This window comes from Mycolicibacterium komossense, assembly GCF_025822605.1.
In the GTDB taxonomy this organism is placed as follows: domain Bacteria; phylum Actinomycetota; class Actinomycetes; order Mycobacteriales; family Mycobacteriaceae; genus Mycobacterium; species Mycobacterium komossense.
Genome location: NZ_JACKTY010000031.1, coordinates 309,084 through 331,595, shown reverse-complemented (window position 1 = coordinate 331,595; position 22,512 = coordinate 309,084). Strand labels below are relative to the sequence as shown.

General features: G+C 65.3%; 18 protein-coding genes. 4 read left to right on the top strand and 14 right to left on the bottom strand.

Annotation, left to right across the window (positions count from 1 at the left end; genetic code table 11):
• Positions 1-15: 15 nt before the first annotated feature.
• Entirely contained in the window at positions 16-1,533 is a 1,518-nt protein-coding gene (locus H7J73_RS19365) for a CoA-acylating methylmalonate-semialdehyde dehydrogenase (RefSeq protein WP_264069192.1), read from the bottom strand.
• A gap of 85 nt (positions 1,534-1,618) precedes the next feature.
• Between H7J73_RS19365 and H7J73_RS19360 the strand changes: the two genes are divergently transcribed.
• The gene (locus H7J73_RS19360) at positions 1,619-2,638 is read left to right on the top strand and encodes a LysR family transcriptional regulator (RefSeq protein ID WP_264069191.1); all 1,020 of its coding nucleotides are present in this window, start codon (positions 1,619-1,621) and stop codon (positions 2,636-2,638) included.
• Here the strand turns inward: H7J73_RS19360 and H7J73_RS19355 are convergent.
• The 4 genes from H7J73_RS19355 to H7J73_RS19340 all read right to left on the bottom strand — a co-directional run bounded on the left by H7J73_RS19355 (position 2,519) and on the right by H7J73_RS19340 (position 7,460).
• Complete coding sequence (locus tag H7J73_RS19355; protein ID WP_264069190.1) at positions 2,519-3,937, bottom strand: amidase; 1,419 nt, start codon at positions 3,935-3,937, stop codon at positions 2,519-2,521. The genes H7J73_RS19360 and H7J73_RS19355 overlap by 120 nt on opposite strands.
• 30 nt (positions 3,938-3,967) lie before the next feature.
• The gene (locus H7J73_RS19350; protein ID WP_264069189.1) at positions 3,968-5,437 is read right to left on the bottom strand and encodes a purine-cytosine permease family protein; all 1,470 of its coding nucleotides are present in this window, start codon (positions 5,435-5,437) and stop codon (positions 3,968-3,970) included.
• Between the two features lie 428 nt (positions 5,438-5,865).
• Positions 5,866-6,780 (bottom strand): PDR/VanB family oxidoreductase, encoded by a 915-nt coding sequence (locus H7J73_RS19345; RefSeq protein WP_264069188.1) that lies wholly within the window; start codon positions 6,778-6,780, stop codon positions 5,866-5,868.
• 17 nt (positions 6,781-6,797) lie between these two features.
• Positions 6,798-7,460, bottom strand: coding sequence for an MSMEG_1061 family FMN-dependent PPOX-type flavoprotein (locus H7J73_RS19340; protein WP_264069187.1), 663 nt, complete (start codon positions 7,458-7,460; stop codon positions 6,798-6,800).
• Positions 7,461-7,793: 333 nt separating this feature from the next.
• Here H7J73_RS19340 and H7J73_RS19335 point away from each other — a divergent pair, with 333 nt between their 5' ends.
• Both H7J73_RS19335 and H7J73_RS33865 read left to right on the top strand, forming a co-directional pair.
• Positions 7,794-8,411: a TetR/AcrR family transcriptional regulator gene (locus tag H7J73_RS19335; protein ID WP_264069186.1), complete on the top strand. Its 618-nt coding sequence runs from the start codon at positions 7,794-7,796 to the stop codon at positions 8,409-8,411.
• Positions 8,412-8,629: 218 nt separating this feature from the next.
• Entirely contained in the window at positions 8,630-9,211 is a 582-nt protein-coding gene (locus H7J73_RS33865; protein WP_353962002.1) for a HutD/Ves family protein, read from the top strand.
• 23 nt (positions 9,212-9,234) lie between these two features.
• Here H7J73_RS33865 and hutI read toward each other — a convergent pair whose 3' ends face one another.
• Genes hutI through hutU form a run of 4 tightly spaced genes read right to left on the bottom strand, consistent with a single transcriptional unit; the run spans position 9,235 to position 14,670 of the window.
• Entirely contained in the window at positions 9,235-10,407 is a 1,173-nt protein-coding gene (hutI, locus tag H7J73_RS19330; protein WP_264069185.1) for an imidazolonepropionase, read from the bottom strand.
• A complete protein-coding gene (locus H7J73_RS19325; RefSeq protein ID WP_264069184.1) occupies positions 10,404-11,777 on the bottom strand; it encodes a formimidoylglutamate deiminase in 1,374 nt (457 codons plus the stop codon). The genes hutI and H7J73_RS19325 overlap by 4 nt, the downstream gene beginning before the upstream one ends.
• Entirely contained in the window at positions 11,774-13,003 is a 1,230-nt protein-coding gene (locus tag H7J73_RS19320; protein ID WP_264069183.1) for an allantoate amidohydrolase, read from the bottom strand. The genes H7J73_RS19325 and H7J73_RS19320 overlap by 4 nt, the downstream gene beginning before the upstream one ends.
• Entirely contained in the window at positions 13,000-14,670 is a 1,671-nt protein-coding gene (gene hutU, locus H7J73_RS19315) for a urocanate hydratase (RefSeq protein ID WP_264069182.1), read from the bottom strand. Before hutU ends, H7J73_RS19320 begins: the two co-directional genes overlap by 4 nt.
• A gap of 129 nt (positions 14,671-14,799) precedes the next feature.
• Here hutU and H7J73_RS33720 point away from each other — a divergent pair, with 129 nt between their 5' ends.
• On the top strand, positions 14,800-15,594 hold the full coding sequence (locus tag H7J73_RS33720; protein ID WP_264069181.1) for an IclR family transcriptional regulator: 795 nt from the start codon (positions 14,800-14,802) through the stop codon (positions 15,592-15,594).
• Here H7J73_RS33720 and H7J73_RS19305 read toward each other — a convergent pair.
• From H7J73_RS19305 to H7J73_RS19285, 5 genes are all read right to left on the bottom strand, one after another.
• A complete protein-coding gene (locus H7J73_RS19305) occupies positions 15,556-16,908 on the bottom strand; it encodes an MFS transporter (RefSeq protein ID WP_264069179.1) in 1,353 nt (450 codons plus the stop codon). The two genes, H7J73_RS33720 and H7J73_RS19305, sit on opposite strands and share 39 nt — an antisense overlap.
• A 57-nt stretch (positions 16,909-16,965) precedes the next feature.
• A complete protein-coding gene (locus H7J73_RS19300) occupies positions 16,966-18,072 on the bottom strand; it encodes an aminotransferase class I/II-fold pyridoxal phosphate-dependent enzyme (protein ID WP_264069178.1) in 1,107 nt (368 codons plus the stop codon).
• A complete protein-coding gene (gene hutH / locus H7J73_RS19295) occupies positions 18,069-19,640 on the bottom strand; it encodes a histidine ammonia-lyase (protein ID WP_264069176.1) in 1,572 nt (523 codons plus the stop codon). Before hutH ends, H7J73_RS19300 begins: the two co-directional genes overlap by 4 nt.
• Before the next feature lie 85 nt (positions 19,641-19,725).
• On the bottom strand, positions 19,726-20,943 hold the full coding sequence (locus tag H7J73_RS19290; protein ID WP_264069175.1) for an alpha-hydroxy acid oxidase: 1,218 nt from the start codon (positions 20,941-20,943) through the stop codon (positions 19,726-19,728).
• Positions 20,940-22,382, bottom strand: a complete 1,443-nt coding sequence (locus H7J73_RS19285) for a purine-cytosine permease family protein (RefSeq protein ID WP_264069174.1) — start codon at positions 22,380-22,382, stop codon at positions 20,940-20,942. Before H7J73_RS19285 ends, H7J73_RS19290 begins: the two co-directional genes overlap by 4 nt.
• Positions 22,383-22,512 lie beyond the last annotated feature (130 nt).

Here is a 22,512-nt window from a genome sequence, read left to right as displayed (position 1 = left end):
TGATTTCATCCGTCCTCAAACGTTCTGCGGGAAGCCGAGTTCGATGCCGCGGTGGCTGGGGTCGAGCCAGCGGCTGGTGATGGCCTTGCCGCGGGTGAAGAAGTGCACGCCTTCGGTGCCGTGGGCGTGGCTGTCGCCGAACAGTGAGGCTTTCCAGCCGCCGAAGCTGTAGTAGGCCATGGGTACCGGAATGGGGACGTTGATGCCGATCATGCCCACTTCGACTTCGTTCTGGAAGCGCCGGGCGGCGCCGCCGTCGTTGGTGAAGATGGCGGTGCCGTTGCCGTAGGGGTTGGAATTGATGAGTTCCAGTGCATCGTCGTAGGTCTCGACGCGGATGACCGACAGCACGGGGCCGAAGATCTCGTCTTTATAGACGCTCATCTCGGGGGTGACGTGGTCGATGAGGGTGGGGCCCAGCCAGAATCCCTCGGCTTCACCGTCGGGCTGAACATTGCGGCCATCGACGACGATTGTGGCGCCGTCGGCCTCGCCGGCGTCGATGTAGGAGGCGACCTTGTCGCGGTGGGCCTTGGTGACCAGCGGACCCATATCGGAATCCTTGGTACCGTCACCGATTTTCAGCGGGGTGGTGCGCTCGGCGATCTTGGCGACCAGGTCGTCGGCGATGGGGCCGACGGCCACGCAGGCCGAGATGGCCATGCAGCGCTCACCAGCCGAGCCGAAGCCGGCGTTGACCATCGAATCGGCGGCCAGGTCGAGGTCGGCGTCGGGCAGGATGACGGCGTGGTTCTTGGCTCCGCCGAGGGCTTGGACGCGCTTGCCCGCGGCGGTGGCGGTGGCATAGACGTACTGCGCGATCGGGGTCGAGCCGACGAAGCTGACGGACTTGATCTTCGGGTTGGTCAGCAGTTCGTCGACGACGGTCTTGTCGCCTTGCAGGACGTTGAACACGCCGTCGGGCAGGCCGGCTTCCTTCCAGAGTTGGGCCAGCCACAGCGAGGCGGTGGGGTCCTTCTCGGAGGGCTTGAGCACGACGGTGTTGCCCGCGGCGATGGCGATGGGGAAGAACCACATCGGCACCATGGCGGGGAAGTTGAAGGGGGAGATGATCGCGACGGGGCCCAGCGGCTGGCGGATGGAGTAGACGTCGACCTTGGTCGAGGCGTTTTCGGTGAAGCCGCCTTTGATCAGATGTGGGATGCCGCAGGCGAATTCGACGACCTCTTGGCCGCGGCTGACCTCGCCCAGTGCGTCGGAGACGACCTTGCCGTGCTCGCTGGTGATGATCTCGGCGAGTTCACCCTTACGGGCGTTGAGCAGCTCGCGGAAGGCGAACAGGATCTGGGTGCGCTTGGCTAGTGAGGTGTCGCGCCAGGCCGGGAACGCGGCAGCGGCCGCATCGATCACGGCGCGGGCGTCCTCGACGCTGCCGAGGGCGACTCGACCGGTGACCGCACCGGTCGCAGGGTTGGTTACGGCCGCGGTGCTGCCGCTGACACCCGGGTAGGCCTGGTTGTCGAGCCAGTGTGAGAGGAGAACGTGTTCGGTCCGTTCCGTGGCTTTCGTCATACCTTCATGATTGGTTGCGTTTGTGCACAGGTCAATGACGAAAGCCGCACTCACACGTGCAATTCTGCACGTGTATGTTCGTCTCATGCTCAGTGCAGACAACCTGCGGTTCTTTCTCGAAGTTGCACGTACCGGGCGGCTCAATGAGGCGGCCCGCAATTTGGCGGTGGACCACACGACGGTGGGGCGAAGGATCACTACCCTCGAGAAGACGCTGGGGGAGCGGTTGTTCGACCGGTCACCGGGAGGGTGGCTGCTGACCGAGGCAGGCGCGACTCTTCTTCCGCGTGCCGAGTCGGTCGAGTCCGCCGTCCTTGCGGCATACGATTCCCGTACGTCGGGGGTGGGGCTGCTGACAGGGACCGTCCGGCTAGCGACTCCTGATGGATTCGGCGCCTTCGTCGTCGCGCCGCATCTCGTCGAACTCCGACGACGCCACCCACACCTCGACATCGAACTCGTCACCGCTACCGAGCATGGTTCACTGTCCGCGCGCCATTTCGATGTCGCCGTCACGCTTGAACAGCCGCCGCCACGCTCCGTGCACGTCCAGCCGCTGGCGACCTACGACCTCCGTCTGTATGCCTCTCCTGAGTATCTGTCGACCGCAACGCCGGTGGCGGAGCTGTCGGATCTCAAGGACCACACCCTGATCTGGTACATAGACGCCCTGCTCGACGTGGCGCCGCTGCGAATCCTCGACGTCCTGCCCCATAAGCAGAGGGTCGCCATTCAAACCAACAACATCGCGGGTCACTTGACTGCCGCCCGTAGCGGGCTGGGTATAGCTCCACTGCCGCAGTACATGGGTGAACCTGATGACTCGTTGAGAGCCGTTCTGCCGGAGTTGTTCTCGGTGCGTCGCAGTTACTGGATGGTGATTCCTCGCGAACTACGTCAGGTCGGCCGAGTACGCGCTGTGGTGCAGTTCCTTCGCTCGTTGGTGGCGTCCAGCGCATACCTTGCCCAAGCCGACGAATCGGATTCAGAGCGCCGGATGCCTTTTGTTCCAGGGCGTTGCGGCCTGGAAAGCGCCCACGATGTCGACGAGCCGGCGTTCGTCGAACGCGCTACCGACCATCTGCAAGCCGACGGGAAACGGTAGCCCGGCGTCCGTGGCCGTGAAGCCGCCGGGAAAGGTGACCGTCGGCAGTTGGGAGAGGGTGAATGGAACGGTGAAACGGTGCACCCCTGCAGTCGTTTCGTCGTCCATGCGAATCATCTTCTCGACTGGCGGAGCGATGAACGACATCGCCGGGATCAGCGTCGCATCGACCTGGGCAAGTGCCGCTTCCATCTGCGCCTTGAATTTAAGCCGCCGCTGCAGCAATACGTCGTACTCGATACCGGACATGCTCATTCCGAGCTCGATGAGCTCGGCGAGCGCCGGTCCATAGGTATTCTTGTGAACCGGGTACACGCCCTGATGCGCACGTGCGGTCTGCACGGCACACACTCCGAACCAGTCCGTGATCGCCTCGGTGGGATCGGGCAGTGTCATGGGCATGATCTCGGCGCCCAGGTCGCGCAACGTTTGTTCGGCGTCCAGATGCGCCTTCTCAACGTCAGCGCTGACGTCTCGATAGCTCCATTCCGGATCGACGCCAATCCGGGTGCCCTTGAGGGATTGTACTGGGCGCGTGTCGAATTCGGGCACTGGTCGTTGTGATGCCGTGGGGTCGCGGGGATCTGCCCCAGCAATCGCCTCGAGCACCAGTCCGGCGTCCAGCGCGGATCGACAGATCGGACCGACGTGGTCCAGCGTGGCGGCAAGTTCGACCACGCCCGCCCGGCTGACACGACCCCAGGTCGGCTTCAGGCCGGTCGCGCCGTTCGACGCCGACGGCATGCGGATCGATCCGCCCGTATCGGAGCCGAGGGCGCCGAAGCACAGTCCGGCGACCGGGGCTACGCCACTGCCACTCGACGACACCCCAACCCACCGCTGCGAATCCCAGGGATTCAGGGGTGCTCGGAACGGAGGCGTGTGTTCGGTATAGACCCCCTCGGTGGTGTGCACCTTGCCCACGATGACGGCACCGGCGTTCTCCAGTCTCTCCACCACCGTCGCGGACTTCACCGCCACCTGTCCGACCCGGGAGGCCATGCCTGCTTCGGTACGCCAACCGGCCTTGTCGAAGATGTCCTTGATGGCCAGAGGCACTCCGTCGAGGGGGCCCAGTGTCGCGCCGTCCCGTCGTCGCGCGTCGGATTGCTCCGCCTGGGCCATGGCTTCCTCGGGCGCTACGAAGGCGAAGGCCCCCAAGCGGCCATCGACTGCGGCGATCCTCTCCAACATCAGTTGGGTGAGCGCCTGTGCAGTGACCTCTCCGCTGGAGAGCAGGCCGACTACGTCGCAGATCTCTCGATACTGGAGGTCGTCTGCGGAGCTCTTGTCAGTCATATCGTCAATCTCCCTAGCTGGAAAGGTGTTTCACGCACGCCGGTCAGTAGCCTCTGCTACTCCGACTTGCTCGTCAGGCAGGTCGCCGGATGCAACCGCCACAGTTGAACCGTACTGTGAGCCTCTGGTCAGAATGGTGAGTGGGATGTACACGAGGGGTCCCGCGACCATGGCAGCAAATGAGGCGAAGTGCATGGGGTAGATACCAAGAACTCCGAGTGCTCCGATGGCCACGCCGACGCCGAGAGCTGCCATCCCGCACAGGTTCCAGTCTTTGACCAGGCCCTCGCGATACTCGATGTTGGTGATCGGGGCCAGCTTCAGCAACTTACGGCAGACGAAGTAGTCACTGAGCAGGATGAAGATCCACGTGTTGGTCATGACTCCTGTGACGGCAAGGAACTTGTCCGTGTATTGCAGGACATTGATCGGGTACAACAAGATGCCGATCCCAACCAAGAGGACCATCCACCATTGTCGTCCAACACGTCTCACGGACAACACGTCCCAGGCGTTCGACAATGCCAGCGAACCTGAGTACAGATTCATCACGTTGATGCGCACCTGGGTCAGGATCGCGAACACGACGCCGAGCACCCCCATCACGATCGCGAATATGAGGCCTGGATCGGTGGCGGCGAGTTCTTGTTCGGCCCGGGTTCCGTCGAAGTGGTTGATCATGGTGAATCCAAGGAAGACGCCGAGAATCATCACGCCCGCGATCATGAGCAGCTCGACGAGCATCACCCCGCCGGTACCGACGTACGAAACCGACCTCTTCACGAATCGTCCGTAGTCGGTGGCGATCAAGGCCTGGAACACGACTTGACCGTTGGCCAGGCTCAGTGCCTGCCACATGGCGGTCGCTGTCACCCCATCCTGGACGACCCAGTCTCCCGGACCGACCAGAACGTAGCCATTGGCCAGCATCACCATGCCGACGACGAACAAGACCAGGAATATCGGCATTCCGAAACGTTGGAGGATGTTCATCGAGTGCATTCCGCGCCAAGAACAATAGAGCGCGACGAGGGCTACCAGTCCGAACACCACACTGGCGCCCGCCGAATTTATCGAAATGCCGGCGATCTCACTGAGACCGTGCGAGACGATACTGCCCTCGAAGATGAAATAGAAGATGTAGTTGACCGCGTAGACGAACGAGGCAATCGCAGAACCCCGTCCGCCGAACCCGAGCCCGCGCGAGAGAAGCGGCAATGACAGGCCCTCCTGGCTCGCAATCCTCATCACGAGGGCTCCGACCACTGTGGCCCCGACGATCATGTAGGCGATCGGCAAGAGCACCATGGGCCAACCGACGAGGAAGCCCATCTGGCCGCCGAGGGCAAACCAGAACATCGCTGTCACGTTCCCAGTGAGAACGAGGAGAATCGCCGGCCGGCGCCACCGCTGGCTGTCGGGCACTCGCGTGGTCGCGTAACTCTCTATCTGGTCATCGAGGCTGGTGGCGGGCCCGCGAAAATAGTTGCTGAAGCTCATTGTTCGACTTCCTTTCTCACCACCGCCATGCGGTGGGTGACGAATGCATGCTGGACGAGATCGGTCAGCCAGGCCGGAGTCGTCGCGTTGCCCTACGCAAAGCCGACTGCGGCAGAACCTCTCGTCAAGTGAGGTTGGTTACATCTCAGCCGACTGACAGCGTTGCGTCAACGGACAGTACTGCAGATGGACGTGCAGAAATGCACGGCTCTAAAACCACCGGCTACCTGCGATAATGGCGCAGTGTCGCACGACGCGATGTCCCACAACTGTTCTCAGTATCATCGTCACGACGGATGGGATACTGACGAAAGTTGCTGTTAAGAAACAGATTCTTATCGCTGCTCGGTGCCCCTGCGGGCTTGGAAGTCACTCCCCGCGGGCGAAGCGTTCACCGGTGACGCGCCCGCGAAGCGGGAAGCAGTGGGTCAGAGATCAAGGGTGAGGCGCGGTGTCAAGGACCGCGAGACGCAGGCATACATTCGTCCTTGAGGCGCGCCGATGTCGTCTCGGTGATCGGGCTGCCCGTCGACCACGCCCACTTCGCAACTACCGCACACGCCTTCCCGACAACCAGCGCCCACCGGATATCCCGCATCCAACAGGGCCTCCAGCAGCGAAGTATCCGCATCGACGTCGACGGTCCGCTGCGATTGCGCGCAGAACACCTGAAAACTCATGTTGGGTCCAAAAGTCTTGGCAACCGGCTGGAACCGCTCGATACGTGTTCTTCTGGCAAGGAACGCCCGCTCAACGTCGACCAGCATGGATTCGGGTCCGCAGCAGTAGACCAAGGTTTGCGGGCTCAGGGTGGCGGCGATCGCAGCGAAATCAGGTCGCTGGTGATGGTTGGTCTCGAAGAGGATGACCTGCTCACCCGTGCTGTAGCGATCCCTGAGTTCGGTCGCAAAGGGCATGGCCTCGTGGGCTTTCCCCACATACAGCAGCGTAGCTGGGACGCCGGCGGAGGTAGCAGCCTGCATCATCGGCAGTATGGGTGTGATGCCTATTCCGCCGGCCACGAATAGATATGACGGGGCCTTCTCGAGCCTGAAATGGTTGCGCGGCAACGACACCGTCAAACGTTGCCCCTTGTGCAAGAAAAGATTGATGTACTCTGATCCGCCGCGGCTGAGTGGGTCCTGACGCACCGCGATGCGGTAATGCTCACGGTCATCGAGATCGCCGCACAGCGAATACTGTCTGGTCAGCCAGTTGGGCAATTGAACGTCGATGTGCGCCCCGGCTTCCCACGGTGCCAGAGGGCCGTCGTCAGCCCTGAGTGTAAGACTGGCCACGCCGTCAACGGTGTGATCGATGCGCTCGATAATGGTGTCTTGCATAAGCATTGACTCCTCGATTAATACAACGACCGGTAGGAGTTCTGCTCCAGATCGCGTTCGATCGCTTCTCCAGGGATGTCAAGACCCATCTGTGCAGCGACGATCTCGCCAAATGAGGGCATCTGCTCGGCGAGGGCTTGACTTGCCGAGTCCCACACACGGGACCGGATCAGGGCACGTCCGCAGTGGAAAAAAGCTTCGGCGACCTCGACGATAATCGCCAGCGAGGGTTGTTTGGCTTCGGTGCGCATCCGCGCCAACACGTCGGGTTCATCGGTGACGTAACCGTTTCCATTGACACGCAACGTCTCTCGCATCCCTGGAATGAGAAACAAGAGACCAACCCCGTCATTCTCGGCGAGATTGGTGAACGAATCGGCCAGCTTGTTACCCGGCCGGTCCGGAATCGCCAGCGTCTGCGCGTCGAGCACCTTGACGAACCCCGGATAGTCGCCGCGAGGAGAACAGTCTGCACGGCCGACCGCATTCGCGGTGGCCATGACCGCCAACGGCGAGTGCGCGATGAACCGATGATGGTGCTCATCGATGCGGTCGAAGATCTTCGCCCGCGCCATGCCGTCAGGCTCACCGAGTACACGCCGAATCTCGGACAGCTCAACCCGTCGAAATCGGTTGTTCGTCCGAACCGCGAAACATCCCACAGACGCCTCCCTCGACATCCAAATATGAGCTATGACACCCACGAAATGAGGCCTCGAAAGGCGTCATATTCTCAGTTAGACAAGCAATTATCCGCACATCAAGGTAGTCTTCGCTACTCGCATTCTGCCGAGTTTCCACCGACGACCGCACACCAGTTCTCTGCATGTTGGGCCACAGAACCGACGGCTGGTGAACGCCCAAGTTCCCGTTGGCGACTGGCCTTGCTCGCGTTTACGCGGTCGACCATCACATCTCGAGCTGCCGAACAGGCTCTGGCTCGGGTAGTTATGAGAACCCCGCCGGGATCCGCGCGAGGCTAGGCTGATCGCTCAAGCAGTGAGGACGGTGAGGTGTCCGCGAACAAGCACGCTCTACAGCCGCGCAAGCGGCCGCGTCAGGAGAGGTCCGAACGCACCCGCGACCAGATCCTCAAGGCGGCAGTCCAGGTGTTCGCCCAACACGGCTATGCGCATGGCACAACGAACCGAATCGCCCAGCGTGCCGATATTTCGATCGGGTCCCTTTACCAGTACTACCCGAACAAGGACGCGATCTTGTTAGAACTCGCCTGCCGCCACGTTGACGCCGGTGTCGCCGCAACCGTCGACCGCCTTGAGGCAGGAGTGATCGACTCGGTGGAAGACGCCGTACGCGACACCATCGTCGCCGCAATTGACAATCATCGCCAGGACCCGGAGTTTCTGCGAGTCCTCATCGAACAGGCTCCCCGGTCACGGGAACTCATGGCCAAAGTTGCCGAACGACAACAGGAGTCAGTTCAGGCGATGAAGAAACTTCTTGCGGGACGGCCTGAGGTCGTCGTCAAGGATAGAGACGCGGCGGCCCGACTGGTTGTTCTCACGATCGAGTCGGTCGTCCACCAGGCGATGTCCGCCCCGCAGAACTTCGACCCCGACACCTTGCAAGCAGAACTGGTCGCCATGCTCACGCGGTATCTCACCAACTGACTCTGATGCCGAGCCGCTGCTCACCCATGAAACGCTGGGGCAGCACGCCGCCAAGAGTGGCGCGGCCAAGCTGTTGTTGTTCGCGGATCTGTGCCTACTGATCCGCGAACTGTGACTTCTTGTGCGGGATGGCGGGCCTGGTTGGGAGTTCTCGGATCTGAGACGATATCCACGATCGAGTCGTTGGGTTGGTGTCTGAAAGACGATGTGATGAAGGCATGCCGCGGTCAACGTTCCCCAAAGTCACCCGCTTCGCGGACTGCCCAGTTCAGCCGTGGGTCAACGGGGGTGGCACTACCCGCGTCATCGCGGTGCACCCGGACGACGTGAAGGACGTTGCGTTCGATTGGCGTCTGAGCGTTGCCACGGTGACCAGTGGTGACTTCTCGAGGCTCCCCGGAGTGGATCGGGTGATCGTTCTGGTGGATGGTCCGCCAATGGTCTTGACGATCGACGGTGCGGCGCACGCGCTAGACCCCTTCCAGCCGAAGCGGTTCACTGGTGAATCGGTGGTGTCATGCGAGGTCTCACGGGAGTGCCTCGACTTGAATGTGATGACACGTCGCGAGGTGTGCAGTGCCGAAGTCAGCATCCGGGTTGGTTCGGGACATGTCGGTGCTCCGCTGGATTGTTGGACGTTCATCGTGTCGGCGACTGTGCGACCGGCTGGTCGAGGCGTTGAAAGGCTGCAGCTTTTCGACACCGTGCAGTTGTCGTCCGCGGCAGAAGTGTCCGTGGGGCCGGGAGGGCGTGTGGCAGTGGTGCGAGTGAAGTACACCACTGGTCGGCGGCCGCGATGAGCGCGCGTCGGGCGGCGAGACGGTCAGGCAGTCTCGTCTCGGCCGCCAACGACGGTCGTCTCGATGAGGTCGACGCCGGGCCGGTAGGCCAGGTGGATATAGGTTGGTGCCTTCAAGACCACGAAGTCCGCGCGCCGTCCCGCTGTGAGTGATCCGATGTCGTTGCGACGCAAGGCCGCTGCGCCACCGGACGTGGCCGCCCAGAGCGCTTCGGCGGGGGTGAGGTGCATATCGCGCACGGCCAGGGCGATGCACAGCGGCATGCTGGTCGTGTACGAGCTTCCGGGGTTGCAGTCGGTGGCGAGCGCGACCGTGACTCCGGCGTCGAGGAAGCGGCGTCCGTCGGGCCAATGGGCACGGGTGCTGAATTCTGCGCCGGGCAGCAGGGTGGCGACCGTGGAGGATCCGGCGAGAGCTTCGATGTCCTCGTCGGTGGCGTAGGTGCAGTGATCCACCGAGGCGGCGTCGACGTCGACGGCCAGCAGGATGCCGTCGCCGCGACCGAGTTGGCTGGCGTGCAGTCGGGGGTGGAGCCCGTGGGCGATGCCGGCGGTGAGGATGGCGCGGGCTTCGTCGACATCGAAGGCGCCGCGGTCGCAGAACACGTCGATCCAGCGGGCATGCGGGGCGCAGGCATCCAGCATGGTGGTGCGCACCAGGTCGACGTAGGCGTCTCGGCGTAAGGCGAACTCTGCGGGCACGACATGGGCCCCCAAGAAAGTTGTCTCGGAGGTGAAATCGCTCGCTACGCGCAGGCTGCGTTCCTCGTCGTCGACGGTGAGTCCGTAGCCGCTCTTGGTCTCGAAAGTGGTGACGCCGGAGTTGCGCAGCTCATGGCTGAGTCTGGCGACGGTGGCAGCCAGGGTGGCGTCGGTGGCTCGCCGGGTCGCCGCGACGGTGGTGGCGATGCCACCACCGTCGTAGGGCTGACCGGCCATGCGGGCGGCGAACTCTGCGGCGCGGTCGCCGTCGAAGACGAGGTGGGCATGGCTGTCGACGAAGCCGGGAACGAGCGAACGGTTCTCGCAGTCAACCCGGTGCTCGGCGTCCGGGGCGGCGCTGCGCGGCCCGACCCACGCGATATGCGTGCCATCGACGAGAAGTGCGGCATCGGCGATGATTCCGAGTGGGCTGTGATCACCCGCGGTGGGGTCGTTGGTGACCAGTTCCGCGATGTTGTCGTACAAGGTGGTCATCGGATGCTCCTGGTCGGCTCGCCGTCGAGCAGGGCGGTGATGCTGTGAGCCAGTTCGCGGGCGGGTTGTTCGATGCGGGTGTGGCGGCGGTCGGCGACGACCGTCCGACCGTCGATGACGACATCGGTGACGTCTGCCGCGGTGGCGGCGAAGACTGCGGTTTCGGCGCTGGCCGGGCTGCCGGCGGTGCGGATGGAATTCAGATCGACTGCGACCAGATCGGCGCGTTGACCGACACCCAGCTGGCCGGCGTCGGTGAAACCGAGGGTCCGGTGACCGTTGGCGGTGGCCGCGGTCAGCAGGTCGGCGGCGCTGAAGAGACCCCGTTCGCGGCGCGCAAGGCGTTCGTCGAGTTCGACGCCGCGCGCTTCCTCGAACAAGTCGACGACGGCGTGGCTGTCGGAGCCGAGGCTGAATAAGCCTGCGGCCTGCATGAGGGCGGTGGTGGGACCGATGCCGTCACCGAGGTCGCGTTCAGTGGTAGGGCAGAAACAGACTCCGGTGGCGGTGGTGTCGAGGTCGTTGATGTCGGCGTCGGTGAGGTGGGTGGCGTGCACGGCAGTGGTGCGCGGTCCGAGCACGCCGTGGTCGCGCAGCAATGCCGTTGGGGTGCAGCCGTGTACGGCCAGGCATTGGTCGATCTCTGCGGTTTGTTCCGAGGAGTGCACGTGCAGTGGCGCGTCGTTGGCCGCGGCCCATTCCACGACCGCTCCCATGTGCTCGACGGGGACACCGCGGACCGAGTGCAGCGCCGACCCGATTACGACGGCGTTGTCGCTGCTGTAGTGCTGGTGCAGGATTTCGGCCCGTTGCGCCCACCTCGGCCCGGTGCGATCGCCGAAGCGTTGCTGGGGTCCGTCGGCCAGGGGTGCACCGTCGACGCCGGAGCTGAGGTAGCAGGTGTCCAGCAGCGTGATGCGCAGTCCGGCGTCGCGGGCGGCGGCGATCAGCGCGTGGCCCATGGCGTTCGGGTCCGCGTAGGGGGCGCCGTCGACGTCGTGATGCAGATAGTGAAACTCGCCGACGCAGGTGATGCCGGCCAGCGCCATTTCGGCATACACGCCACGTGCGAGCTCGTAATAGCTTTCGGGCGTCAGCCGGCTGGCGGCCCGGTACATGAGGTTGCGCCAGGTCCAGAATGTGCCGCGGTCCCGTTGGGTGCGTGAGCGCAGCGCGCGGTGGAAGGCGTGCGAGTGGGCGTTCGCCAGGCCGGGTAGGACCAGTCCGCTCAGCGCGGTGTCGCCGTCACGGCGGTCTGTATCACTGGTGACGGCGCTGATGACCCCGTCGGTGATGTCGATGGTGACGCCGTTGGCGATGGTGTCTCCACCGAGCCAGGCGTGCTCGCACCAGAACCTGGTGGCCTTCATCCGCCGATCCAATCCGCCATGACGGCCGCCAGTGCATCGGCACCGAGGCGGCAGTCACTGATCTCGGCGTACTCGTCAGGGGAGTGTGAGACACCAGTTGGATTGCGCACGAACAGCATTGCGGTGGGTAGCACTGCAGCAAGGACTCCGGCGTCGTGGCCTGCCGCGGTGGGCAGGACGGGCAGTTCGCCGAACCGGGGCGTAAGGATGCGCTGAATGCGGTCACGCGGCTCACCCGGGAAATGGACCGCGGGCGAGATGGACTCGGCCTCGATCTGCACCGAGGTGCGATCGGATCCCGCGTTGCGGGTGGCATCGGCGGTGATGTCCTCGACCAGGGCGCGCAGGGTCTCTTCGTCGGCGGCGCGGGCATCCAGCCAGGCCAGCACCTGCGAGGGGATCGCGTTGGCGCCGTTGGGCGTTACGCGGACCTTGCCGAACGTGGCGACCGCCTGATGGGCGGTCGCGCGGGTGCGGGCGTCGTGCACGGAGGTGGCAAACGTCAGCATGGGGTCTCGACGGTCGACCAGTCGGGTGGCCCCGGCGTGGTTGGCCTCACCGCAGAACGAGAACTGCCAACGGCCGTGCGGCCAGATCGCCGAGGCGACCGCGAGCGGCTTGTCCACGAGGTCGAGGGCGCGGCCCTGCTCGACGTGCAACTCGACGTAGACCCCTACCCGCTGCGTCAGCGTGGGGTCGGCGCCGACGTGCCCGGGGTCGCGCCCGGCGGCGGTCATCGCCTCCGCCAGAGAGGTGCCGTCGGCATCGCGTAACCCCAGAGCACGCTCGGCAGTGAGGGCACCCGAAGACAGCTGCGAGCCCACACACGCAACGCCGAAACGCGCACCCTCCTCGTCGGAGAACGCGGCGACGGCGACGGGGCGCTGCGGGGTGACGCCGGTGCGCTGCAGGATGTCGATGGCGGCGAACGCGGTGATGATTCCCAACGGGCCGTCGAAGGGGCCGCCGTCGGGCACCGAATCCAGGTGCGACCCGGTGACGAACGCGTCGCGCGGATCGCCGGTGTGGCCGGGCGGTAGCCACCACGCCCACAGATTGCCGTTGCGATCCTCCTCGACGCTCATGCCGCGCTGCTGGGCGTCGCCGGTGAACCACTCGCGCAGTGTCAAATCAGCTGTACTCCAGGCGAATCGGCGATATCCGCCGCTGGTGGGTTCCCGACCGACGTCGAGGATGGACCCCCACAGCGAATCGAAGGTGCTCACTTGGATTCCTGCATGGGGATGCGCACGCCGCGCTCGGCGGCGATGTCGGCCGCGTGGCTGTAGCCGGCGTCGACGTGGCGGATGACCCCCATGGCGGGGTCGTTGGTGAGGACGCGCTCGAGCTTTGCGGCGGCCAGTTCGGTGCCGTCGGCGACGCACACCTGGCCGGCGTGGATGGAGCGGCCGATGCCGACGCCGCCGCCGTGGTGGATCGACACCCAGGAGGCGCCAGAGGCGGTATTGGCCAGGGCGTTGAGCAGCGGCCAGTCGGCGATTGCATCGGAGCCGTCGAGCATCGCCTCGGTTTCGCGGTAAGGAGAGGCCACCGATCCCGAATCCAAGTGATCACGGCCGATCACGATGGGTGCGGAGAGCTCTCCGCTGGCCACCATCTCGTTGAACTTCAGTCCGGCGAGGTGGCGTTCGCCATAGCCCAGCCAGCAGATGCGGGCGGGTAGACCCTCGAACTCGACCTTCTCGCCGGCCATGGTGATCCAGCGGCGCAGATGCTCGTTGTCGGGGAACAGTTCCAGGATGGCGCGGTCGGTGGCTTCGATGTCGTTCGGATCGCCGGACAAAGCCACCCACCGGAACGGGCCGAGTCCCTCCTCGAACTGCGGCCGGATGTAGGCGGGCACAAAGCCAGGAAAGTCGAAGGCCCGCTCGTAGCCGGCCTTTCGGGCCTCGTCACGAATCGAATTGCCGTAGTCGAACACCTCGGCGCCCTTGTCGAGGAAACCGACCATGGCGGCGACGTGCTTGGCCATCGACTCCTGTGCCTGCTCGGTGAAGTAGCCGGGATCTTTGTCGGCCATCTTGGCCATGTCTTCGAAGTCAACGCCGAGCGGCAGGTATGACAGCGGATCGTGCGCCGAGGTCTGGTCGGTCACGATGTCGATCGGGGCGTCGCGCTCCAGCAGTGCGGGGAAGATCTCGGCAGCATTGCCGACCACACCGATCGACAACGGCCGCTTGGCATCTCGCGCCGCGACCGCCTTGGCCAGGGCATCGTCGAGATCGGTGGCCTTGACGTCGAGGTAGCGCTTGGCGATGCGGCGGTCGATGCGGCTCTCGTCGACATCCACGCAGATGGCCACGCCTTCGTTCATGGTGACCGCCAGCGGTTGGGCGCCCCCCATGCCGCCGACTCCGGCAGTCAGCGTGATGGTGCCCGCCAGGGTGCCGTTGAAGCGCTTCTTGGCGACCGCGCCGAAGGTCTCGTAGGTGCCTTGCAGGATGCCTTGGGTGCCGATGTAGATCCACGATCCGGCGGTCATCTGGCCATACATGATGAGTCCGGCGGCCTCGAGCTCACGGAAGTATTCCCAGTTGGCCCAGTCGCCGACGAGGTTGGAGTTGGCGATCAGCACACGCGGCGCCCATTCGTTGGTGCGCAGGATGCCGACCGGCTTGCCCGACTGCACCAGCAGGGTCTCGTCGTTCTCGAGGTCGCGCAGGCTGGCCACAATGGCGTCGAAGGCCTCCCAGCTGCGTGCCGCGCGGCCAGTGCCGCCGTAGACGACCAGTTTGTCAGGGTGCTCGGCGACTTCCGGGTCGAGATTGTTGCTGAGCATGCGCAGGACGGCTTCTTGTTGCCAGCCTTTGCAGGACAGGGTGGTGCCGCGGGCGGCGCGCACGGGTCGGGGGCCGGCGGTCTGCTCGGTCATGGTGGTGATCCTTCGGATGCGTGGCGGGTGATCGGCGTTGTTGATGTCCAGCACACCGCATCCGGGGACGTTGCCGTAGACCGGTTTCCGCGATAGCGTCTCGAATCCGAGACTGATGGGAGAGCGGTGGTGTCGAGTGCCTCACCGGCGGTGGGCCGATCCCTGCAAGTGCTGCTTGCGCTGGCGGCGCGTACGGGTCCCGTCGGCGCAGCGACCTTGGCGCGCCAGCTGAGCATCCCCCGGTCGACGGTGTACCACCTGCTTGACGTGCTCATCGAGCATCACTTCGTGGTGCATCTGCCTGACCAGCGGGGTTACGGGCTGGGTGTGGCGGCCTTCGAGATCGGCTCGGCCTACATGCGTCATGAACCACTGGAACTGCTGGCGCGGCCGATCTTGCGCCGATTGGTCGATGCGATCGGCGAGACCGCGCATCTCGGGGTACTCCACGGGGCGGAGACGTTGTATCTGATCAAGGAACAGCCCGCGGTCGCCCGGGTCCCCGTGACGATGGTGACCGACGTCGGTGTGCGGTTGCCGGCGCAGCTGACGGCCAGCGGCCGGTCGATCTTGGCGCACCTGCCGGCCGCCCAGGTGCGTGCACTGTTTCCGGCCAGCACGGCCTTCGTGGTCCGCACCGGTCGAGGTCCGACGTCGTTGCCCCAGTTGCGGCGGCTTCTCGGCACCGAACATAACCAGGGCTGGGCCGAGGAGGACGGTCTGATCACCGAGGGGCTGCACTCGGTGGCGGCCTGCGCCTTCGACCATTCCAGTCGCCCGATTGCGGCGATCAGCGTGACCCGGCGCACCGATCGATCCGCGCTGGCGGTCGGCGAGTTGGTTCGGGCTGTGCGGCATTCCGCACAGCAGCTGACCTGGGCCATGTCAGGTGTCGCGCCTGCGGGTTGGTTCGATGCGCGCTGACGTGTGCTGCGGGCGCGGGGATGGTCGGAGGGCACTGCTGGCGTTGCGGTCTAGGTGGTAGGTCAAAGCGGCGGCGATGAAAGCGGCAGCAGCGCTGATGAGCGCTGGCACGGCATAACTGTGGGTGCTGTCGCGCAGATAGCCGGCCAGGGTAGGTCCGGCCAGTGCCGCGAGTCCGACGCCGGTATACAGGGCACCGAGTGTGGCGCCGATTCGGTTGTCTCCGAATAGATCCGCGGTTACGGCCGGATAGAGGCTGACACAGCCGCCGTAGGCGAGGCCGAACAGTATGGAGAATCCGATGAGCACCGGCAGGGCGCTGCTGGCGGCCCATCCCAGAAACGAGCAACCGAGAACAGCGGTGAGCCACGCCAGCACGCGCAGGCGTCCGATCCGGTCGGCGATGCCGCCGAGGGCGAATCGGCCCGCGATGTTGCCGACGCCTATCAGTGCGATCAGCATCGTTCCCACCTGCAGGGAGTAGCCCTGGTCGCGGGCAGCAGAGACGAGATGGACATAGGGGATGAAGGTGCAGATCGAGGCCAGCAGCACCGAGAGGTAGAACTGGGCGAATGTCGTCGTCCGCAGAATCGGCCACAACGGCCGTGACGACCCCGACGTCGCCGTGTGCAGTGCGCTCGGATGGCGTCGAATCACAAGCGCCGCAGGAACTCCCATGACGAGGATGGCCACCCCGAGGATGACGAAGCAGGTTCGCCACCCGAGGGCCGGCAAAGCCGCTCCGACGGCCATCGGCGCCACGACGGTGCCGATTCCGAGTCCGGCGGTCGCGATGCCGGCCGCAGCGGAACGCTTGACGGCGAACCAGGTCTGCACGGCGGCCATCGACGGCACGTAGAGCAAGCCGACGCCCAAGCCGACGCCGAGCCCGTAGCAGGCGTAGAGCATCCCAAGGGTGTGCGCGTGCGAGGCCGCGAGGTATCCGACGGCCATCACCAACACCCCGGCGAGGCACATGAGGCGGGTGGATACGCGGTCGGCGAGTCGGCCGGCGACGGCACCGAATAGGTGGAAGCCGCCCGCGGCCAGTGAGAACACCAGGGCCACCGCCGAGCGAGAGGCGTGGAACTCGCGGGTGAGGTCGGGAAAGGTCGCGGAGAAGGAGTACGCCGACCCGTAGGTGACGGCGGTCAGGGCGTGCACGGCCCACACCACCTGCCACCCGGCGCGGCTGTCGAGATCGGGCGCATCGGCACCCACCGAGGTCGTGGTCGGTGTGGCCCCAGTCGCCGTCTCGCCGTCGTGGCACGGCTTGGTTGCCGACAGTCTGGTCAGGGAGCGCAGGACACTCATGGTGGCCTTTCGTCGACGTTCGTCTTCAGGGCGCGAGCAACCTTGGTGGCCGAGGTTCTAGTCCGCTAGGGAACGGGTGTCGGAAGTGGCGGCCCACTGCAGGCTGTCGATCGCCGCCAGCACCGCGTCCTCGGCATCCCGATCGCCAACGGTGACCCGCACTCCTTCGCCGTCGAATGCGCGTACCGAAACGCGATGTGCCACACATGCTTTCTGAAGCTCGGTAGCCCGCGATCCAACGGGGAGCCACACGAAGTTGGCACCGCTGACCGGGGTGTCGAGTCCCCGTTTGGCGGCTTCACGGCGTAGGTATTCGCGACCGTCGCACACCACGTCGACGATGTGTTTGGTATGCGTGGTGTCGGCCCACGCGGCTCGGGCGCCGGCCTCGGCGAGCAGGCTCAGCCCGAACGGGGGTGCCGCAGCGCGCACGTTGTCGGCGACCTCCGGGTGGGCGATCATGTACCCGGCTCTGAGTCCGGCAAGGCCGTAGGCCTTGGAGAACGTCCGAAAGACCACGACGTTGGGGTACTGGCGAACCAGGCTGAGCCCGTCGATGTCGGTGGTGGCGAACTCCTGGTAGGCCTCGTCGAGCAACACCAGGACGTTGGCCGGCACGGAGGTGATGAGTCGTTCGATCTCGCTGCGTGGTAGCTCGGTGCCGGTGGGGTTGTTCGGGTTGCACACGATGATCGCCTGAGTGGACCAAGTGATCGCGGCGAGCATGGCATCCACGTCGTGGGTGTGGGTGGCGTCGAGGGCTACCGGGACGGGCGTGGCGCCGACGACCCCGATCAGGATCGGATAGGCCTCATAGCTACGCCAGGCGTGCACCACCTCGGTCTCGGCCCCGGTGTAGGCGGCCAGAGTGTGCTGCAGCAACGCCAGCGATCCGCCACCGACGACGATCTGCTCAGGGGCGACCTGCAAGCGGGCGCTCAGATCCGCGACGAGCAGATCCCCTTGCAGCGAGGGATAGAGGTGAGCCTGCGCAGCGGTCTCGACGATGGCCTGCTGCACCCGTGGCGACGGGGGCACCGTCGACTCGTTGGACGACGCACGCCAGCGCACCTCATTGAGGCCGGCCGCGCGGGAATAGCGCGGCAAGTCGCTGACCACGCGGCGTGGCCGCGCGGTGGGGCCGGCCGCTGGGACGTGGATCACGACAGTGCGCCGATCGCGCTCTCGGCGGCCGCCACCAGCGCGCCACTGTGCGCCAGGTCGACCACGGCGGCGATCTCCGGAGCGAGGTAACGGTCGGGGCCGGGGCCGGGTACGTGTTCGCGCACGGCGGCGACGACCGCCGCCGTTGCGGGTCCGGGAGTCAGGGGTGCGCGCAGGTCGAGGGCGCGTGCGGAAGTGAGCACCTCCACGGCCAGTACCCGGGTGAGACCGTCGATCGCGCGTCGCAGCTTGCGGGCCGACGACCAGCCCATCGACACGTGATCCTCCTGCATGGCCGAGGACGGAATGGAGTCGACGCTGGCGGGCGCGGCCAGGCGTTTGAGTTCGGAGACGATGCCGGCTTGGGTGTACTGGGCGATCATGTGCCCACTGTCGACGCCGGGGTCGTCGGCCAGAAAGGCGTTGAGGCCGTGGTTGCGGGCCGGATCGAGGAACCGATCGGTGCGCCGTTCGCTGATGGAGGCCAGGTCGGCCACCACGATGGCCAGGAAATCGAGCACGTAGGCCACAGGTGCGCCGTGGAAATTGCCATTGGATTCCACGCGGCCGTCGAGGGTGACGACGGGATTGTCCACCGCACTGGCCAATTCGCGTTGGGCGACGGTGCGAGCATGCTCGGCGGTGTCGCGTGCACCTCCGGCGACCTGGGGGGCGCAGCGCAGCGAATAGGCGTCCTGGACCACGGTGCAGTCATCGGTCTTGTGGCTGGCCACGATCGCCGAGTCGGCCAACAGTCGCGTCATGTTCGCCGCCGCCGCGGCTTGGCCGGGATGGGGTCGGAGGGCCTGCAGGTCGGCGGCGAACACCCGCTCGGTGCCCAGAAGGCCCTCGACGCTCATCGCCGCGGCGACATCGGCCAGTTTCAGCAGTGCGTCGAGGTCGGTCAGCGCCAGGATCAGCTGGCCCAGCATGCCGTCGGTGCCGTTGATCAGGGCGAGGCCCTCCTTTTCGGCCAGCACCACGGGGTGCAGGCCGTGTGCGGCGAGTGCCTCGGCGGCGGGCGTGAGTTCGCCGTCGCGGGTACGGACCTGTCCTTCCCCGATCAGGGTGAGCGCGACGTGGGCCAGTGGGGCCAGGTCGCCCGAGCACCCCAGGCTGCCGTATTCGTAGACCACCGGGGTGATGCCCTCGGTGAGCAGGCCGGCATAGGCCCGGACCACCTCGGGTCGAACGCCGGTGCGTCCGGTGGCGAGCGTGGAGAGCCGCAACAGCATCAAAGCGCGGACCACTTCTCGTTCGACCTCGGCGCCGGAACCGGCCGCGTGCGATCGGATCAGGCTGCGCTGCAGCTGTGTTCGCAGCTCCGGCGGAATGTGGCGGGTGGCCAGCGCACCGAACCCGGTGGACACCCCGTAGACGGGTGTCGGGTCAGCGGCTAGGGCCTCAATGCGTACTCGGCTCTCGGCTACGGCGGTCATCGCCTCGTCGGCGACGTGCACAGCGGCATCGTGGCGGGCTACTGCGACCACATCGGCGAAGCTGACCGGGCCGACGCCCACTGTGACCACGCTGGTGGTCGGCAGGGCGCTGTTCGGGGAGGAAGTCATTTTAACCTTCTGTCTTGCATTGCAGACGTAAGTCTCGGATTGGATGCTAACTGGAGGTGACCGATGTTCGCGGGACCGAATTCGGTCAGTGCTGCTTTAGTAGCGTCCGGCCGCGCTTGCGCAATTCGTCGATATTGGTGACCCCGAGTAGAGCCATGGTTCGAGTGAATTGATCCGACAGCAGCCCGATCACTTTGTCGACGCCGGCCTCGCCACCGGCCACGAGCCCCCACAGGTAGGGCCGGCCGATGAACGCCGCGTCGGCGCCCAAGGCCAATGCGGTGGCGATGTCGGCACCATGGCGAACACCCGAGTCGACGAAGACGGCGAAGTCTTGGCCCGCCGCATCGCGCGCGGGTGCCACCAGATCGATGGGCGCCACGGCGCGGTCCAATTGGCGTCCGCCGTGGTTGGACAGGTGCACGCCGTCGATTCCGAGATCGCGGGCGCGCACCGTGTCCTCAGGGCCAAGTGGACCCTTGAGAACCACTGCGCCGGGCCACGAGTCCCGGATGCGGGCCAGGTCATCCCACGACACCGAAGGGTCGAACTGCTTGGTGATGTTGTCGATGGTGTAGCCCTCACCGCCGGCTCCACCGCTGACGTTGGCGAACTCCAGCGCCGGGCTGGCCAGCATCTTGGTCCAGTACCCCGGGCGCATACCGATGTCGACGAGTCCTTTGAGGGTCATGTGCGGTGGGATCGTCAAGCCGTTGCGCGCGTCGCGCACCCGGTATCCGGACACCGCGGTGTCGACGGCGATCTCCAGAACTCGGTACCCGGCGGTGGCTGCGCGCCTTACCAGTTGGGCGGTGAGATCGCGGTCCTTCCAGATGTAGAGCTGGAACCACCGGTCGGCGTCCTTGAGGCCACGGTGACTGGCCAAGTCCTCCAGGGAGGTCGAGGCCATGGTGGACAGGACGTAGGGAACTTCGGCGCGCGCTGCTGCGCCGGCGACGGCCGGTTCGCCAGGTGAGGAGATCATCCGGGTGTACCCGGTGGGGGCCAGACCGAGCGGCAGTGCGCTGCGTCGGCCCAGCAGCGTGGTGGACGTGTCGATGGTGGCGACGTCGGTGAGCACGCTGGGGGTGAACTGCCAGCGGCGAAACGCGGCCACGTTGTCAGCCAAGGTCAGTTCCTCGTCGGCGCCGCCGTCGACGTAGTCGGCGACCGGGCGAGGCAGGCGTCGGCGTGCGAGACGGTGCAGGTCTTCGATGGTGATGCACGCGTCCAGGCGGGCAGCGCGGCGGTCGATGCGTGGTGGCTTGACTTTGATCAGGGCGCGGACTTCGCGGGCCTTCATGCCGGCGCTGCCTGCTGCTCGTCGGCGGCGGCCGCAGCGTGCGCGCCTGCGGGGGAAGGAATGGCGTAGGTGGGCTCGGGATAACCCGCCCGGTTGGGGTAGCGCTTCATCAAGAACACGTAGAGACCTCCGGCGACGAAGATGCCCAGGATCCAGGAAATGTCGGCGCCGTCGAGCCAGGTTGCGACCGGGCCGGTGTAGAAGGGGCTGGCGATGAAGGGCACTTCGACCAAGATCCCGACGAGGTAGGCGGTCATGGCCCGCCAGTCCACCCCGCCGTAGTGGCCGTGCGGCTTGAACATGTCGTCGATGCTGTAGCGCTCCTTGCGGACCAGATAGAAGTCAGCCAGGTTGATCGAGGTCCAGGGAATCAAGAAATACGCCAGCAGCAGGATGAAGTTACTGAAGTTGGTCAAGAAGTTGTCCTTGCCGACCAGTCCGATCGTGGTTGCGACTGCCGCGACGATGACGATCAGCACTCCCCGCAGCAGTGGGGACACCTTCATCTTGAAGACCGAATTGAGCACCGTGGTGGTCGACATGAACATGCCGTAGAGGTTCAGCGAGTTCACCCCGATGACCCCGGCGATGATGACCAGGAAGAACAGGGCGTGCCAGCCGGCGGCCTGAGCGACGATGAAGTCCACCGACCCTCCGTCGAACGCATCGGCGGCGACGGCAGCCGCGGTCGCGCCGAACGCGAACATGAACATCGTCGAGAGCACCGCACCGGCGTAGGTGAACCAGAACGAGGCGCGCACCGAGGTGTCGGCGGGCAGGTAACGCGAGTAGTCGGCCACGTACGGTGCGTAGGTCAGCTGCCAGGTCGCCGCGATCGCCGTCGCAGCCAGGAACAGCGCCCAGGAGAAGTCACCGGCGTGCCACACGGCGCCAATGTCATTCGTGGTCACCAACCGGTAGCTGAGGTAGAGGAAGGCCAAGCCGGCGATCACCGACAGCCACTTCTCTGAAGCGTGGATGAGGCGATACCCAAAGATGGCGAGCACGGCGGTCACCGCGGCGACGACGATGATCGAAGCGTCGATGTTGACCCCTGTGAGGCTGGAGAACGCGGCCCCTCCTTGTACCGCCGTGGTGGCGAAGTAGCCCACATACATGAGGATGACCAAGATCAGCGGCAAGACGGCGCCGTAGAACCCGAATTGCGCGCGCGACTGGATCATCTGCGGGATGCCCAGGATCGGACCTTGGGCGGAGTGCAAGGCCATGAAGATCGCACCGATGAGGTTGCCGACCAAGGATGCCAGCAGCGCCCACGGCAGCGAGAGCCCGATACTTACCGAGATCGCGCCTGCGGCGATGGCAGTGACCTGCAAATTGGCGCCGAACCACAAGGTGAACAGGCTGCGGGCGCGGCCGTGGCGTTCGTGGTGGGGGACGTACTCGATCGAGCGCTGCTCGGGATTGAGAACGGACATGGTGCGTTCCTTCGTTGAACCGTGCGGCGCGCCGCGGGTAGGTAGTGCTCAGGGGTTGGGTCTGCTGCGCGCGAGGCGCTGGTCGGGAAAGGGGTGACATCCGCGGGCCGCGTGCGGTCCCACGGATGTC